Here is a 15,525-nt window from a genome sequence, read left to right on the forward strand (position 1 = left end):
GCGTCAGCCGCCCAGGACGACACGCAGGTCGGCCGCGTTCGCCTCGGTGACCTTCCACAGTTCCCGCTGCCGGCCGTGCACGTCGGCGACGGTGCGGTCGTGGTCGGCGAGCAGGTCCCGGGCACGCTCGACCAGACGGTCGGCGAGGTGGCGCTCGTGCACCGACACGCCCCATTCGGGCCGGTCGATGTCCCGCAGGAAGTACGCCATCTTCGGGTGCGAGATCAGGCTGATGACGGGCGTCCCGCAGCCGAACGGGATCATTCCCGCGTGGCCGCGCATGCCGATCACCAGCTTGGTGCGGGCGTACAGGTCGCGGATCGCGTCGTTGCCGAAGTCGTACATCGGGATGACGGGCAGCGAGACGCCGTGCTCGCGGCGCAGGTCGAAGGCGAGCTTCTCGTCGTCGAGCGAGTGCGCCGCGCACTTGACCTCGGCGAGCTCGCCGAGGTCGCGGACGGCCCGCGCCATCTGCGCGAGGAAGTGGCCGTAGTCGTGGCCGAAACGCAGACCGGCCCGGTCGTAGGCGGCGTTGACCAGGATGGTGTCGTCGCGGCGGTCCGGGTCCTGCCAGCCGGCGACGAGCTGCCGGGTGACCGTGGTCGGGCAGGGCTGGAAGCGGACCTTGTCGTGCAGGCGGGCCGGGAGCATGGCGCGCACCTTCTCGATCGAGCCGTGGTTGCGCAGCCCGAAGAAGGAGGACCGCTCGACGAGCAGGCGCAGCGACTCGCGGAAGCGGTGGGCCCGGTAGGACTGGCCGTCGAAGGCGTTGAACCCGACGGCGTAGACCGCGATCGGCACGTCGACGCGGTCCAGCAGTTCGTCGGGGACGTTCCACTGCCACGCGCTGTTGCCGTTGGGCATGGTGTCCGGGATGAACAGGCCGCCGCCGCCGATGACGAGGCCGCGGCGCGCGTTGACCCGTCGCAGCGCCGCCTCGTCGAACAGGCGGTGGGCGTGGACCGGGTGCCAGCGGCGGGAGGTGGTGTCGGGGCCGAAGGCGAGCCGGACGCTCTCGGGGAGCAGTTTGTCGCCCGCGTTGCCCTGGCGGTCCATGTAGAACGCGACGTGGGCGAGCTGGTCCCCGGGGCTGCCCTGCTCCTGCGGGGGCACGGTGGCGGCGCGCTGCGCCCACAGCCGGCTCGAGCGGTGGGTGGGGTCGACGGACATGCCGGCGGTGGCGTACCGCAGGGCCTCGTCGTCGTCGCCGTGCACCCAGGCGATCTGGGCGAGCCGCGCGTAGGCGGTGGCGGCCCGGTTGGGGGCGGCGGTCGCCAGCAGCAGCCGGGCCCTGGCCTCCTCGTACCGGGAGACGCTCATCAGGGCGTGGCCGAGCACCTCGTGCGGCCAGGCCTCGTCGACCGGGATGCGGACGCCGCTCAGGATGTCCACGGCGCTCTGGTAGTCGCCGGAGGCGATGTGCGCGGCGGCGACCCGGCGGGCGGTCTCGACGTCGCCGGTGCGCCTGACGTGCGGGGTGCCGTAGTGGACGACCAGGTCGGGGTGGAGGCTGCCGGGCAGGGCGAGGTAGGCGGCGTGGAAGTCGGGGTCGGACAGCTCGAACTCGCGCCAGCGCTCCTCCGCCAGGGCGTATCCGGCCTCGCCGCCCTGCCAGGGCTTGTGCCGGCCGGTGAAGTGCAGGATCGCGGTGTCCTCGGGGACGGGCAGATCGCCGCTGAGCCGCCGCTTGACGAAGTTGTAGCGAGCGTCGAGGCGGACGAAGCCGCCGTCGAGGACGGAGTTCAGGATGCCCTGGTCGTGCTTGTCGAGCTCGTAGTCGCCGCTGCGGCCGCAGCGGTCCAGCCGCGCGCAGAACTCGTCGCTCAGGTACTCGCGCTGGATGACCAGCAGGCCCGAGTTGAGCTTGTGCTGTCCGTAGAAGAACTGCGGGACGGCGGCCAGTCCCTCGCGCAGCCGCAGCAGTTCGCCCAGGTCGTCGAGGACGACCATGTCGGTGTCGAGGGTGATGACGGTGTCGTACTCGCGGATCCTGAAGACGTCGAGGATGAAGTACGCCTTGCGGACGAGGTAGTTGTCCTGGTCGCCCTTCTTGTACGCGTCGTAGTGGTCGGCGTCGACGCGGCGCAGCACGATGCGGGGGTGCAGGGCGCGGATCCGGGCGATCGAGCCGGGTCTCAGGTCGTCGTGGAGGACGACGAAGTCCTCGCACACGTCCGGGTTGGACAGTGCGAGGCTGCGCAGCAGGGCGAGGAAGCCGGGCAGGTAGTTCTCGTCGACGAAGCTTGCGAAGGCGATGCGCCGTTTGCCGGTGAGCGTGTGCGCGTCGGTGGCCGGGGCCGGGCCGGCGGCCGGGGCGGCTGTCTGGGCCGGGAGGGTCGTGGTCATCGCAGGGAAATCCTCATGTCGGTCACGCTCCGGGCCCGCCGCATGACCCATTCCTTCTCGCTGGTGTACTCGTGCACGGACGTGATGGGCTGCTTCATCGCCTCCTGGAGGCGGTAGGCGCCGCTCTCGTAGAAGTCGAAGCCGATCAGGTCCAGGGTCGGGCTGACGTCCAGGAAGTCCAGCAGCCAGAGCATGTTGAAGCCGGTGGTCGGGATGCCGGACCACTCGTCGCCGGTCAGTCTTCCGATGTTGCGTACGGGCCAGCGCAGCGACTCGTCGCCGAGGAACTCCTGGGCGCCGGGCACCAGGCGGTTGCGCAGCGAGTGCTTCCAGTCGCCGGACATCCCGCCGAAGACGAGCCGGGTGGTGACCCGCTGGTCCCAGTTGAAGCCGTGCTTGTGGATGGTGGCGTGGATGTCGGTGCGGCCGCCGGTGTGCCGGGCGTCGATCCGGTACGAGTTGAAGCGCACCACCAGGTCGTAGGCGTCGATCTCGGCGCCCATGCCACTGGTGCCGACGCGGCCGGAGTTGGCGATCAGGCAGACGGATCTGCCGGCGATCCGGTTGCGGAACTCGCCGAGGGTGATCCACCGCACGCCGCCGACGGCCGGGTCGGCGACGGGGCCGCGCATCCGGTTGCGGCGCAGGTCGGCGTAGAGGCCGAGGGCCTCGGTGAGGGCCGGGAGGTCCGTGCCCCCGGCGGTGCGCAGGTCCAGGTACTGGCTGAGCAGTTCCTGCCGGTCGGTGACCGGGGCGCCCTCGGCGGCCTGCGCGAGAAGCGCTCCCACCAGCAGGGGCTCGGCGGCGGCCCGGTCGCCCGCGGTGTGCGCGGCCAGGCCCTGGGCCCACACGTCGGTCGCGGGGCGGCCGGCGTGGTCGGCGGCGCCGGGGACCTCGCGCCGCAGCAGGTCGAGGAGTTCCCGCTCCCGCTCCGCCGCGAGGCGCAGTCCGGCGACGCGGGCGCGGACGCCGAAACCGTCGTCGTCGGTGAGCGTGAGGTACTTCTCGTACGCCTCCACCGCCTCGGTCTCGTCGCCGAGGGCCTCCATCAGCCGGGCGCGCAGCCGCCAGCCGGCGCGGGAGTTCTTCCGCTGGGCGAGGGCGGTGTCACTGATGACCAGGGCGAGGTTCAGTTCGTCGTCGTAGCCGCACTCCAGCGCCTTGTTGGCGACGGCGAGCAGGGCGTCGAGCACTTCCCCGCTGATGCCGGGGGCCGGGGACGCGGTGCCCTTGACGGCCCGCTTGAGCAGGGCGGTGGCGCCGGACGGGGCGGGCGCGGGGGAACCGGTGCCCGCGGTGCTCCAGGCGACGAGCAGCTTCCTGAGCTGCTCGGCGAGTTCGACGCGGCGGCGGTCGACGCTGCCGACGAGTTTGCCGCTGTGTGCCGCGCAGGCGCGGAGGCAGTCGTCCAACTCCCCTCCACGCGCCCGTGCACGTCTCTTCCGGACCGTCGTCATGGCACTCCTGGTCTTCGCCCGGCGCTCAGGCGGTGTTCGGTGATGTCGTACTGCGTGGGGGGATTCCGAGCGAATTTAGGAAGCCAAAACGACGTCCGGGTGAACGCACCGGGGCCAGGCGGACAAGGGTTTCCCCGGCGGCCGGGACACCCCCGCGTTTCGCACTAACGTGCAAAGCCGTACCCGCAGACGAAGCCCGCCGAGAGGATTGCCGTGACCAGCACGACCGCCCGTCCGAGGACCGACGCGCCCCCGCGGCCGGGGCCGACGGCACCGGTGGCGCCACGGCGGGAGTCCCGGCTGCGCGCCCTGGACGGGCTGCGGCTGCTGGCCGCGCTGATGGTGGCGGCGTACCACTACGGCGGCCGGGGCGGCGAGGTCACCCGGGCCTGGGGCAGCTCGCCGAAGCATCAGTTCCCCACGCTGCACACGGTCTTCTCGTACGGCTGCCTCGGCGTCGAGGTCTTCTTCGTGATCAGCGGGTTCGTGATCTGCATGAGCGGGTGGGGGCGGAGCCTGACGTCGTTCTTCGCCTCGCGCGCGTCCCGGCTGCTGCCGGCGTACTGGGCGGCGGTCGTGCTGGTGGCGGCGGTGTTCGCGCTGCCGGTGGTGGCGTACCGGACGGTGTCGCCGAGCGACGCGCTGCTGAACCTGACCATGCTGCAGATGCCGCTGGGCGCCGACCGGGTGCTCGGGGTGTGCTGGACGCTGTGGGCCGAGGTCCGGTTCTACGCGCTGTTCGCGCTGTGCGTGGTCCTGCCGGGGGCGACCCGGCGGCGGGTGATCCTGTTCTGCGCGGGCTGGACCCTGGCGGCGGCGATCGCGCAGTCCGCGCACCAGCCGATGCTCGATCTGGTCCTGATGCCCGAGTACGCGCCGTTCTTCATCGGCGGTGTCGGCCTCCACCTCCTCCACCGCGACCGGCGCGACGCCTACGGGTGGGGCATCGTGGGCGTGAGCTTCTTGATCGGCCAGCACTACGCGGTGCGCGACCTGTGGAACGCCTCGGACCCCGGCGCCTTCGCGCACCGCACCACGCCGGGCATCCTGCTCGTCGTCGCCTTCGCCTTCGTGGCGGTCGGGGCGGTCGCCCTGGGGTGGCTGAACCGGGTGAACTGGCGGTGGCTGACGACGGCCGGTGCGCTGACGTACCCGTTCTACCTGGTGCACGAGCACCTGGGCTGGGTGGCCATCGGGGCCTACCACCGGTCGCTGGGCATCCCGTCGTACGGCACGCTGCCGCTGACGGTCGCCACGATGCTCGCCCTGGCCTGGCTGCTGAACCGGTACGTCGAGGACCGGCTCACCCCGCGGCTGCGGACGGCCCTCGGCTCCCGGCGCTGAGCACGCCGCCGCTCACGCGATCCCGTACCGCGCCGCGATCCCCGCGACCACCAGGGCCAGTCCCTCCTCGAAGTGCTCGTCGTAGTTCTCGAAGATCTCGGCGCCGGACGCGGCCGACAGGGGGAAGTCCCGCATCGCGCGGGCGCGTTCCTCGACGTCGAAGCCCTCGCGCCGCTCCCCCGGCACCGGGTGGACGCCCTGCTCCTCGGTGACGAAGCCGAGGGTGTAGAGGTACGCCGTGGTGAAGGCGCGGACGGCCTGCGGAAGTTCGAATCCGGCGTCCAGGAACGAGCGGAGGTTGAGCTCCATCTCGGCGGCGTGCTCCGTGCCGGTGAAGCGCGTGCCGCTGAACACCTTCGCTCCGTCGCGGTAGCCGAGCAGGGCCCGGCGCAGGCCGCGGTTGGCCTCCAGGACGCGCTCGCGCCAGCCCGCGCCGGGAGCGGGGCGCGTGCCCTCGGTCATCCGGCGGTACATCTCGGTCGCCATCTCGTCGAGCAGGGCCTGCTTGTTCTCGAAGTGCCAGTACAGGGCCGGGGCCTGGACGTGCAGCTCCTTGGCGATGGCCCGGAGGGTGAGTCCTTCCAGGCCGACCTCGTTGAGGAGGTCGAGGGCCGTCCCGACGACCTGCCGTTTGTCCAGCTTGGGGGTTCTCCGCTGCGCCACGCTTGACAGTTTAACGCCGTTAAGGCAATGCTCTGGGACATGGAACTTAACAACGTTAAGGACAGTGGGCGAGTGATCGCCCCGGCCGGCACGACCGACGTCCTCGTGGTCGGGGCCGGGCCCACCGGGCTCGCCCTCGCCGTCGACCTGACCCGGCGCGGGGTGCGCGCGCTCGTCGTCGAGCGGGGCGACAAGCTCTTCCCCGGCTCACGCGGCAAGGGCATCCAGCCGCGCACCGCGGAGGTCCTCCACGACCTCGGCGTACTCGACGCGGCCCGCGCCGCGGGCGGCACCTATCCGGTCGGGATGATCTGGCGCGACGGGCAGCGCCAGGGCGAGCACCACCTGTTCGAGGAGACCGGACCCAGCGAGGCCGAGCCCTTCCGCGCGTCGCTGATGCTGCCCCAGTGGCGCACCCAGGAGATCCTCTTCGAGCGCCTGCGCGAGCTGGGCGGGGACGTGGTGTTCGGCCGCGAGCTGGTGGACATCGCCCAGGACGCGGAGGGGGTGACCGCGTCGTTCGCGTCGGGGGCGCCGGTCCGCGCGCGGTACGCCGTCGCGGCCGACGGCGGGCGGTCCGCCGTGCGGCGCGCGCTCGGGATCGCGATGACCGGCGAGACCGTGGACCCGAAGCCGATGGTGGTCGCCGACGTCCGCCTGACCGGCCTCGACCGCGCCAACTGGCACTTCTTCCCGTCCGCGGACGGCACCCGCGAGAACCCGGGCGACACCCTCCTGGCGCTCTGCCCGCTGCGGGGGACCGAGGACTTCCAGCTGGTCGCGAGCTTCCCCGAGGGGACCACGCCCGACCTGTCGCCCGAGGGCATACGGAAGGTCGTCGCCGCCCGCACCCACCTCACCCCCGACGACGTGACCGAGATCCGCTGGGCCTCCGGCTTCCAGGCGCGCACGGCGCTCGCCGAACGCTTCCGGGAGGGACGGGTGTTCCTCGCCGGGGACGCGGCGCACGTCCACTCCCCCGCGGGCGGGCAGGGCCTGAACACCAGCGTGCAGGACGCGTACAACCTGGGCTGGAAGCTGGGCGCGGTCCTGCACGGCGAAGCCCCCGCGTCACTCCTCGACTCGTACGAGGAGGAGCGGCTGCCCGTCGCCGCGGGGATGCTGGGCCTGTCCACCCGGATCCACCGCGGCGAGGCCCGGCGCGGCCGGGACACCCAGCAGCTCGGGCTCGGCTACCGGGACTCCGCGCTCACCGTGGAGACGCGAACGGATCTGCCCGAGGGCGCCCTGCGCGCCGGTGACCGCGCCCCGGACGGACGCCGCGGCGGCGTCAGGCTCTTCGACGAGTTCCGCGGCCCCCACTGGACGCTCCTGGCGGTCGGCACGGACACCGCCCTGCCCCCGCTGCCCTCGGTCCGCGCCGTCCGCATCCCGCCGTACGAGGCCTACGGCACCGGCGTCTTCCTCGTCCGCCCCGACGGCTACGTGGGCTGGGCGGGCGACACGGCCGCGGGACTCGCGGAGTACGCGACCGCGGTGACCGGCGCGCCCGCCGTCGGCTAGCCGCACCTCGCCAGGGGGAGGGCGGGCGGCCGGGGTGGTCAGCCGCCGTCCAGGAGGGTGTCCACGGCCAGCTCCACACTGACACCGACGGACTCCGGGAGCGGCACGCTCACACCCCGCTCGTACCGCTGGGGCGCCGGATAGGCGCCCTCCACCGGGCCTTGATACAACAGCACCTCGCCGTGCTTGCGATCCACGACGAGGTAGGCCGGGATGTCCGCCTGGGCATAACACTCGACCTTGGTGTAGAGGTCATCGGACCAGTTGGAGGAGGTCACCTCGACGACGAGACGGAAGACGTTCGGGGCGTAGTAGTTCTTCGTGACGTGAGCGTCCCGGAAGTCCTCGTCCACGACCGACAGGTCGGGGATCGCGAAGTCCTCGGGGAGCGTCGGCAGCCAGAGACCGACGCCCTGAACACATTCGGCCCCGCTGCCCTCGATCCGCCGCGCGCTCGAGCGCCCTGCACGCCTTCGTCAGCGACAGTCCGTGCGAGCCGTCCCGCGGCGGTGTCACAGTGAGCCTCCCCTGGAGGATCTCCACGCGGTGCCCAGGCAGTGCACGGGAAAGCTGGTCGGCGGCTTCGCTCAACGTCAGCTCGTGTTGCAGTACCGCCACGGCAGCCTCCTCTGCGGGGTCACTCTTCACGAGCGTAACCGGGAGCGTTCGTTTTCCGCCCCCGATCACCCGTATGAAGAAACCGCCAGGTCAGAACGCGTCCGACGGGACGTACGTGCCCCAGATGTCGCGCAGGGCGTTGCAGACCTCGCCGACGGTGGCGCGGGCCCTGAGCGCGTCCTTCATGGGGTAGAGGACGTTGTCGGTGCCCTCGGCCGCCTTCTTCAGAGCCTCCAGGGCGGCGTCGACCGCCGGCTGGTCGCGTTCGGCGCGCAGTTTCGCGAGGCGGGCCGCCTGCTGGGCCTCGATGGCGGGGTCGACGCGCAGCGGCTCGTACGGCTCCTCCGCGTCGAGCTGGAAGCGGTTGACACCGACCACGACGCGCTCGCCCGAGTCGGTCTCCTGGGCGATGCGGTACGCGGAGCGCTCGATCTCGCTCTTCTGGAAGCCGTGCTCGATGGCGTTGACCGCGCCGCCGAGGTCCTCGACCCGCTCCATCAGGGCGACCGCGGCCGCCTCGACCTCGTCGGTCATCTGCTCGATGACGTACGACCCGGCGAAGGGGTCGACCGTCGCCGTCACGTCGGTCTCGTACGCCAGGACCTGCTGGGTGCGCAGGGCCAGGCGGGCGCTCTTGTCCGTGGGGAGGGCGATCGCCTCGTCGAAGGAGTTGGTGTGCAGGGACTGGGTGCCGCCGAGGACGGCGGCGAGGCCCTGCACAGCGACCCTGACCAGGTTGACCTCCGGCTGCTGGGCCGTCAGCTGGACACCCGCCGTCTGGGTGTGGAAGCGGAGCATCAGCGACTTGGGGTTCTTCGCGCCGAACTCCTCGCGCATGACCCGCGCCCAGATCCTGCGCGCGGCGCGGAACTTGGCGACCTCCTCGAGGATGGTCGTGCGGGAGACGAAGAAGAACGACAGCCGGGGGGCGAAGTCGTCGACGTCCATGCCGGCCGCGACCGCCGTACGGACGTACTCGATGCCGTCCGCGAGCGTGAAGGCGATCTCCTGCGCGGGAGAGGCGCCCGCCTCGGCCATGTGGTAGCCGGAGATCGAGATCGTGTTCCACTTCGGGATCTCGGCCTTGCAGTACTTGAAGATGTCCGCGATCAGCCGCAGGGAGGGCTTGGGCGGGAAGATGTACGTGCCGCGCGCGATGTACTCCTTGAGCACGTCGTTCTGGATCGTGCCCGTGAGCTTGTCCGCCGGGACGCCCTGCTCCTCGCCGACCAGCTGGTACATGAGCAGGAGCAGCGCCGCGGGGGCGTTGATCGTCATGGACGTCGACACCTTGTCCAGCGGGATGCCGCCGAAGAGGACGCGCATGTCCTCGATGGAGTCGATCGCCACCCCGACCTTGCCGACCTCGCCGGAGGCGATCGGCGCGTCGGAGTCGTGACCCATCTGGGTCGGCAGGTCGAAGGCGACCGACAGGCCCATCGTGCCGTTGGCGATGAGCTGCTTGTAGCGGGCGTTCGACTCCACGGCGGTGCCGAAACCGGCGTACTGGCGCATCGTCCAGGGACGGCCCGTGTACATCGACGGGTAGACGCCCCGGGTGAAGGGGTAGGCCCCGGGCTCTCCCAGCTTCTGTGCCGGGTCCCAGCCCTTCAGGGTGTCCGGCCCGTAGACCGGTTCGATGGGCAGTCCGGACTCCGACTCGCGCGCCATGGTGTGTGCCTCCCGCTCAATTCCCTGTTACTGCCCGGTACAGCCGACCCTCGCGACGGACTGTAGCGGCGCCGGAGCGCCCGGTGGAGAGCCCCAGGCTAGGACCTTCCTCACAGCGTCACCAGGTACCAGGGGCCAGGTGCCTCGGCGCGGCCTCCGCACCCCACCATGCCGCGTAGTTCGCGACCGGGCACGCGCGGGGAACATCTCAGGGGAGAGCGGGACGACCGGACGGCCGGGACGGCTGGACGGCCGGGCCGGGGCCGGGCAGCGGTGAGACGTCGGGGGTCGCTATGCGTATCAGGGGCATGGACGGGCGCGAGGGCCAAGGGAGCGGGGGGAGCAGGGGGAGCACCGTGCGGGCCGTGGGCCTCGGGGGCGCGCTCGCCGTGCTCCTCGCGGTCGCGGGCTGCAAGGCGCAGGCCGTCGACGGCGACGGAAGACCGCGGCCGCCGGTGCGGATCGAGGTCACGACCACCGGACCGGCCGCCGTGGACCGCTCCGGTCCGTCCGGCGGCTCCGCGAAGCGGTCCCCGGGCGCGACCCGGTCCGCCGAAGCCCCCTCCGCCGCCCCCGAGGTGCTGTGGTCCCGCGGCGACAAGGGCATGGGGGTACGGGAGCTGCAGGCCAGGCTGCGGCAGGTGGCGTGGCTCTTCGACGGGCCGACCGGTGACTACGACGAGCTGACGGTCACCGCGGTGAAGGGGTTCCAGGGCAAGCGCGGGCTGCCGCGCACCGGCGAGACGGACGCCACGACCTGGGACAGGCTTCTGGGGATGACGCACGAGCCGGGCCGCTGGGAGCTGTACGCGTCGGGCGGCCAGCCCGCGGCGGCGCCGGATCCGCGCTGCACGACCGGTCGCGTGCTGTGCGTCAGCAAGACGAGCCGCACCCTGCGCTGGATGATCGACGGCCGGACCCTCTCCACGATGGACGTGCGGTTCGGCTCGCAGTACACGCCGACCCGCGAGGGCGTCTTCCACGTCACCTTCACGTCGCGCCACCACGTGTCGACGCTCTACGACTCGCCGATGCCGTACGCGATGTTCTTCAGCGGCGGCCAGGCCGTCCACTACTCCGCCGACTTCGCGGCACGCGGCTACACGGGCGCCTCGCACGGCTGTGTGAACGTACGGGACGAGCAGAAGATCGCGGCGCTGTTCGCGCAGGTCCGGCCGGGCGACAAGGTCGTCGTCTCCTGGTGACGGCGACGGCCGCGCCGGTCTGCCCGGAGTCGGCGCGGCACAGCGTATGGGGCGCGGGCGGGACCGGGGGAACGTGTCCCGCCCGCGCCGGTGCGCACCATGCCGTGGGTACGGGGGGAACCCCGGCACGGTGCGACGGCCGATGACCAGTCGGCTCACTCAGTACTGCGTACCGGCGGCTGAAAATGTCACACCCAGCCGAAAGAAAGTTTAAAAGAATACGAAAGCGCAGGTCAGACAGTCCGATCGGTGGGCCGCCGCTTCCCGGACCTCCGGACTCCGGTCAGCGGGGAGGCCGCTCGGCCGCCCCGCCGGGTGACCGCAGGTCAGGCGGCCGCCGGCACGGGCGGCAGGCTCTGGAGCCACGCCGAGCCCGTCGTCGCCAGGACCACGTGATGCCGCGTCCCGGCCGTCGTTCCCGGTGCGGACAGGGCCGAGCGCGACGGGGAGGCGGTCAGGATCCCGCCGTTACCGAGGTGTGTGGTGTCGCCGGGCAGCAGATGGCGCCCGTCGTCGTCCCCGCCTCCGCCCTCTCCACCGTGGTCACCCGTGCCCGGGTCGTTGTCGTCCCGGCCGTCCCCGGAGCGGTCGTCCCGGTCCTCACGGCCGTCCCGCTCGGCGTCGGTCCGGCCGTGCCCGCCGGCCAGCACGCCGTCGCAGTACTTGGTCAGTTTTCCGCCATGGGCCGCGTCCGTGAGGGTGCGCCGGCCGGCGGTGGTCACGTCCCTGCCGTCACGGAGGTCGCGGCAGGCCGTGACCACCCTGTTCCACCACGCGCGCGACTCGCCCGCGTACGGGGAACCGTCGGGGCTCGGCTTCCCGCTCCCGGTGGCGCCCTCGGTCGCGCGGTCGCCCGGGAGGCCGTCGGCGAAGGAGCCGTCCGGGGTGCCGTCGGGTGCCGAGGAACTCCCGCCCGCGTCCCCCGGGACGCCCGGCGACGGGGAGACGAGCGGCTGGTCCGCCGTTCCGGCCGCGGAGACTGAGGCCGCGGGGCCCGGCCGGTCGTCACTGAACGGAGTCGGCAGCACTCCGGTTCCGGCCGCGACGGCGACGGAGCCGATCGTCCCGACGGCGAACGCCGCGGCGATCCCGAGACGCACCGGGCGGCCCCAGCGGCTCCCGCGACCGCTTCCGGCCACGGGTCCGAGGCGGACCAGTCCGGCGTCCGGGGAGCCCACCGCACCGAGTGCGGCGACCGGCCGCCGGCTCACCTTCGCCGCGCCGTCACCGCCCGCGCGAGCGGTGCGGAACGCGGCCAGGGCAGCGGCCTCGCCCGGCACCGCGGCATCGGTCCGCGACGGCACGGCGGCCAGTTCGTCCAGGGCCCCGGCGAGCCGTTCGGCCTGCTCGCGGACCCGGGCGTCCACGCCCTCCAACGGCTCGCCCCGCAGCAGACGCTCCGCGGTTTCGCGGTCCAGCCACCTGTACTGCTCGTCGGCCATCACATGTCCTTCTGCGTCCGCGAACGCGAATGCGTCACACCGGCGGATGTCACCGTCCGTGTGCGCGACTGCCTCGGCGGGGGGACGACACCCAGCCCGCCGCCGGATTCCGGATCGCCGCCGAGCAGCTCCGCGAGCCGCTTCAGGCCGCGGTGCGCCGCCGTGCGGACCGCGCCGGGCCGCTTGCCCAGGGTCTCGGCGGCGGTCTTGGCGTCGAGGCCGACGACCACCCGCAGGACGACGGCCTCCGCCTGGTCCTGCGGCAGCTGGGCGATGAGGGAGAGCGTGCTCCCGGTGGCCAGGGCCTCCATCGCCTCGCCCGCGGTGTCCGACTCGGCGGCCCTGGCGGTCAGCTCGGACTCGTCACCGCCGATCGCGGGGCGGCGTCCCCTCATACGGATGTGGTCCAGCGCGCGGTTGCGGGCGATGCGCGCCGCCCAGCCGCGGAAACGGTCGGCGTCCCCGCTGAACCGTCCGAGGTCGCGGGCGATCTGCAGCCAGGCCTCGGAGGTGACGTCCTCCGCGTCCGGTTCGCCGACCAGCGTCCTCACGTATCCGAGCAGGCGTGGATGCACCGCGCGGTACACGGTCCGGAACGCGGTCTCGTCCCCGTCCTGCGCAGCAAGCACCGCGGCGGTCAGCTCCGCGTCGTCCCCCAGCACCGCACTCCCCCTGCGCCCGAAACGGCGCCGCTCTCGCGGACATGGCCGCTCGCCACCGTGGTCACTCGATCGATGGTCGCGGTCACGGGCCACTCATGTCGGTCGAGGTCGTGGCCCCGCGGTCCGGCGCGAATGGCACGTTACGACCTGAAACCGCTCCACGTCCATGTTCGTACAACATGCAACCAAGTCACACCCCGCGGGGTGTGACAGAAAACGCACTCATGACGCTGTAGAAGATACGGGCCGCCGCGCGGCCCGTGCCGCGCGACGGCCGGGGCCTCTCCTGTGGGGGGTGGCGGCTCCGGCCGTTGCCATCGGCGGCCGCCGGACACACGGGCGGTGCCGTCGCGGGGCGGTATCCGGCCACCGGCACCTCGACGCGGGGACCGCGTGGGCACACCCGGACGCCCGGACCCTCACTTCTTCTTCACGGACCTGCCGTGGTCGCCGCCGGCGCCGTTGCCGCCACCGTCGGCGCCGCCGACGCCGTTGCCGCCGCGCCGGTCGCTCCCACCGCTCCCGCCGCTCTGTGCGGACTTGCCGGGGCCGGCGGGCTTGGTGGACTTGTCGGGGCCGGCGGGCTTGGACTTGGACTTGCCAGGGTTCGCACCCTTGGAACCGCTCGCGCCGTTCGCGCCATTCGTTCCGTTCATGCCGTTCGTGCCGTTCGTGCCGTTCGCCGCCTGAGTCGGCTTGGCGGGCTTCGCCTGCTTCCCGCTCTGGGCCTTCCCGGGATTCTGGGCCTTCCCGGGATTCTTCGACTTCTTCGGTTTCTTCGGTTTCTTCGGCTTCTCGTGGGCCGACGGGGACGGCGTGCCCGGTTCCGACGTCGCGGTGTCCGGGCCGGGCTGGGCCGGGGCGCTGCTCGACGGCGGTGTCCGCGGGGGCTCGTCCGGGTCGTCGTCCGAGGAGAAGTCGAGCGGCGATCCGATGGACGCGAACGCGACCCCGCCGAGGGCCAGCGTGGCGAGCAGCAGCGTCACCGTGGTCCGCAGCGAGCGCCGGCCCGCCCGGCGTCGCCCGCGCGCGCTCCAGTCGTCCCGGCGCCGCGCCCGCGTCGTGGCGTGGGCGCCCCGGTCGCGGGCCTCCCGGAACGCGGCGACCGCCCGGGCCTCCCCGTCACCCCGGTCCGCCTCCTCGCGCAGTGCGGCGGCGATGAGGTCGCCGAGGTCCGGGTGTTCGACGCGGCGGCCGGAAGGACCGCCGCCGCTGTGCCGTTCACCCATGTTCGGATCCATCCCTGACCGACGACCTCCTCGCGTTCATCCCGACTCCCCCAGCGTCCTGGAACCGTCTTCCGTCACACCCTCGGCCCCGAACTGCCGCGCGAGGCGCTTCAGTCCACGGTGTGCGGCGGTACGGACCGCACCCGGGCGCTTTCCGAGGACACGGGCGGCCGAGGGGCCGTCGAGCCCGACGACGACCCGCAGGAGCACGGCCTCGGCCTGGTCGCGCGGAAGGCCGGCGACCAGTGCCAGGGCGCGCTCGGTGGAGAGGGACTCCAGCGCCTGTTCCAGTGTGCTGTGGGCGCCGGGCAGGTCGAGCACGTCCTGTTCGAGCGCGGTCGCGCGCGGCCTCACCTTCTGCCGGCGCAGATGGTCCAGTGCCCGGTGCCGGGCGATCGTCGCGGTCCAGCCGCGGAACCCCGCCCCGTCCCCCCGAAACCGCCCCAGGTCCCGCGCTATCTCCAGCCAGGCGTCGGACGCCACGTCCTCCGCGTCCTCGCCGACGAGTCCGCGCAGATATCCGAGCAGGCCGGGCTGCACGATGCGGTAGGCGACCGCGAAGGCGGCCTCGTCCCCGCCCTGCGCGCGCGTGACGGCCTCACCCAGCTCCCCGTCGTACGCGCGTTCGCGGCGGGTGTCCCCTCGCTGACCCAACGCTGCCCTCGTTCATGCCGAGTTCGACCGAATCCGCCGGGTTGGGCACGGTCGGCCGTGTCCACGCCCCAGTGTCATCAGCGTCGGGCCTCACAGAAATGTCACAGTCGGTCAGCAGCCGTTGACGACCCTTCCCTCCCGGACGGCGCCCGGTCCCGCGGGGCGCGCCACCGGGGCCGCACGGCCGTGCAGTTGGAGATACAGGGTGCGCATGGACTCGCGCTGCCCCACCTCGAACCGCTTGACCACCTTCCCCAGCGGGTTCCACACCCGCCCGTCCGGCATCCGCACCCCGACGGCCTGCCCGAACAGTTCACGCTGGGCCGCGTCGAACGGGACCCACTCGGCGCCCGCCCGGCGCACCAGCACCTCACCGGCGTACGCGCCGAGGCCGTACAGCACGCTCTGCACGCTCGTCCGTCCCGGCCTGCCCTTGCGCAGCCCGTCCACGATGAAGTCGACGACGCGCAGGCTGTCCACGGTGTAGTCCAGCGGCAGCCGGGTGCGTGCCGTGACATTCCGTACGAACTCCGCCGCGTCCTGCCGCATCCTCAGGTCGGCCGCTCTCCGCTCCTCCACGTGTCCGCCCCTCAAAGTCTCCCGCGACTGGGTGTCTCCTACATCTCTCTGAGACCAAGCGGACCGGCGGCGCCAAACGTCACTCCCGGCCCCGCGAACCGACGGTCCGTCACCCCGGCGGAGGCCACGCC

Annotated in this window: 13 protein-coding genes; 3 read left to right on the plus strand and 10 right to left on the minus strand. The window is 72.6% G+C overall.

The annotated features are described in order from the left end of the window. Positions 1-3: 3 nt before the first annotated feature. Both ACFY93_RS01365 and ACFY93_RS01370 read right to left on the minus strand, forming a co-directional pair. Complete coding sequence (locus tag ACFY93_RS01365; protein ID WP_391352534.1) at positions 4-2,346, minus strand: glycosyltransferase; 2,343 nt, start codon at positions 2,344-2,346, stop codon at positions 4-6. Continuing rightward, positions 2,343-3,758 carry a glycosyltransferase family 29 protein gene (locus ACFY93_RS01370; protein ID WP_391352536.1) on the minus strand — a complete coding sequence of 472 codons (1,416 nt, stop codon included), beginning with the start codon at positions 3,756-3,758 and terminating at the stop codon, positions 2,343-2,345. The genes ACFY93_RS01365 and ACFY93_RS01370 overlap by 4 nt, the downstream gene beginning before the upstream one ends. A gap of 258 nt (positions 3,759-4,016) precedes the next feature. Between ACFY93_RS01370 and ACFY93_RS01375 the strand changes: the two genes are divergently transcribed. Beyond that, entirely contained in the window at positions 4,017-5,147 is a 1,131-nt protein-coding gene (locus tag ACFY93_RS01375) for an acyltransferase family protein (RefSeq protein WP_391352537.1), read from the plus strand. A 12-nt stretch (positions 5,148-5,159) separates the two neighbouring features. Here ACFY93_RS01375 and ACFY93_RS01380 read toward each other — a convergent pair whose 3' ends face one another. Beyond that, entirely contained in the window at positions 5,160-5,810 is a 651-nt protein-coding gene (locus tag ACFY93_RS01380; protein ID WP_391352538.1) for a TetR/AcrR family transcriptional regulator C-terminal domain-containing protein, read from the minus strand. A 39-nt stretch (positions 5,811-5,849) separates the two neighbouring features. Between ACFY93_RS01380 and ACFY93_RS01385 the strand changes: the two genes are divergently transcribed. Further along, on the plus strand, positions 5,850-7,334 hold the full coding sequence (locus ACFY93_RS01385; RefSeq protein WP_391352539.1) for an FAD-dependent monooxygenase: 1,485 nt from the start codon (positions 5,850-5,852) through the stop codon (positions 7,332-7,334). 38 nt (positions 7,335-7,372) lie between these two features. On the opposite strand, the gene ACFY93_RS01390 is transcribed toward ACFY93_RS01385, so the two are convergent. Together ACFY93_RS01390 and ACFY93_RS01395 are read right to left on the minus strand one after the other, a co-directional pair. Beyond that, positions 7,373-7,777 (minus strand): Uma2 family endonuclease, encoded by a 405-nt coding sequence (locus tag ACFY93_RS01390; protein WP_391352953.1) that lies wholly within the window; start codon positions 7,775-7,777, stop codon positions 7,373-7,375. A 265-nt stretch (positions 7,778-8,042) separates the two neighbouring features. Then, complete coding sequence (locus tag ACFY93_RS01395) at positions 8,043-9,623, minus strand: methylmalonyl-CoA mutase family protein (protein WP_391352540.1); 1,581 nt, start codon at positions 9,621-9,623, stop codon at positions 8,043-8,045. 356 nt (positions 9,624-9,979) lie between these two features. Here ACFY93_RS01395 and ACFY93_RS01400 point away from each other — a divergent pair, with 356 nt between their 5' ends. Beyond that, positions 9,980-10,828 carry a L,D-transpeptidase family protein gene (locus tag ACFY93_RS01400; RefSeq protein ID WP_391352541.1) on the plus strand — a complete coding sequence of 283 codons (849 nt, stop codon included), beginning with the start codon at positions 9,980-9,982 and terminating at the stop codon, positions 10,826-10,828. A 326-nt stretch (positions 10,829-11,154) separates the two neighbouring features. Here the strand turns inward: ACFY93_RS01400 and ACFY93_RS01405 are convergent, their stop codons facing one another. From ACFY93_RS01405 to ACFY93_RS01425, 5 genes are all read right to left on the minus strand, one after another. Next, positions 11,155-12,270 (minus strand): hypothetical protein, encoded by a 1,116-nt coding sequence (locus tag ACFY93_RS01405; RefSeq protein WP_391352543.1) that lies wholly within the window; start codon positions 12,268-12,270, stop codon positions 11,155-11,157. Continuing rightward, positions 12,270-12,932, minus strand: a complete 663-nt coding sequence (locus ACFY93_RS01410) for a sigma-70 family RNA polymerase sigma factor (protein WP_391352545.1) — start codon at positions 12,930-12,932, stop codon at positions 12,270-12,272. The genes ACFY93_RS01405 and ACFY93_RS01410 overlap by 1 nt, the downstream gene beginning before the upstream one ends. A gap of 419 nt (positions 12,933-13,351) precedes the next feature. Beyond that, positions 13,352-14,161: a hypothetical protein gene (locus ACFY93_RS01415; RefSeq protein WP_391352546.1), complete on the minus strand. Its 810-nt coding sequence runs from the start codon at positions 14,159-14,161 to the stop codon at positions 13,352-13,354. A 36-nt stretch (positions 14,162-14,197) separates the two neighbouring features. Further along, a complete protein-coding gene (locus ACFY93_RS01420) occupies positions 14,198-14,815 on the minus strand; it encodes a sigma-70 family RNA polymerase sigma factor (protein WP_391352548.1) in 618 nt (205 codons plus the stop codon). Between the two features lie 111 nt (positions 14,816-14,926). Continuing rightward, complete coding sequence (locus ACFY93_RS01425) at positions 14,927-15,364, minus strand: hypothetical protein (RefSeq protein WP_391352955.1); 438 nt, start codon at positions 15,362-15,364, stop codon at positions 14,927-14,929. Between the last annotated feature and the right edge of the window lie 161 nt (positions 15,365-15,525).

Origin of the sequence: Streptomyces sp. NPDC008313, from assembly GCF_042956125.1 — a bacterium.
GTDB lineage: Bacteria > Actinomycetota > Actinomycetes > Streptomycetales > Streptomycetaceae > Streptomyces.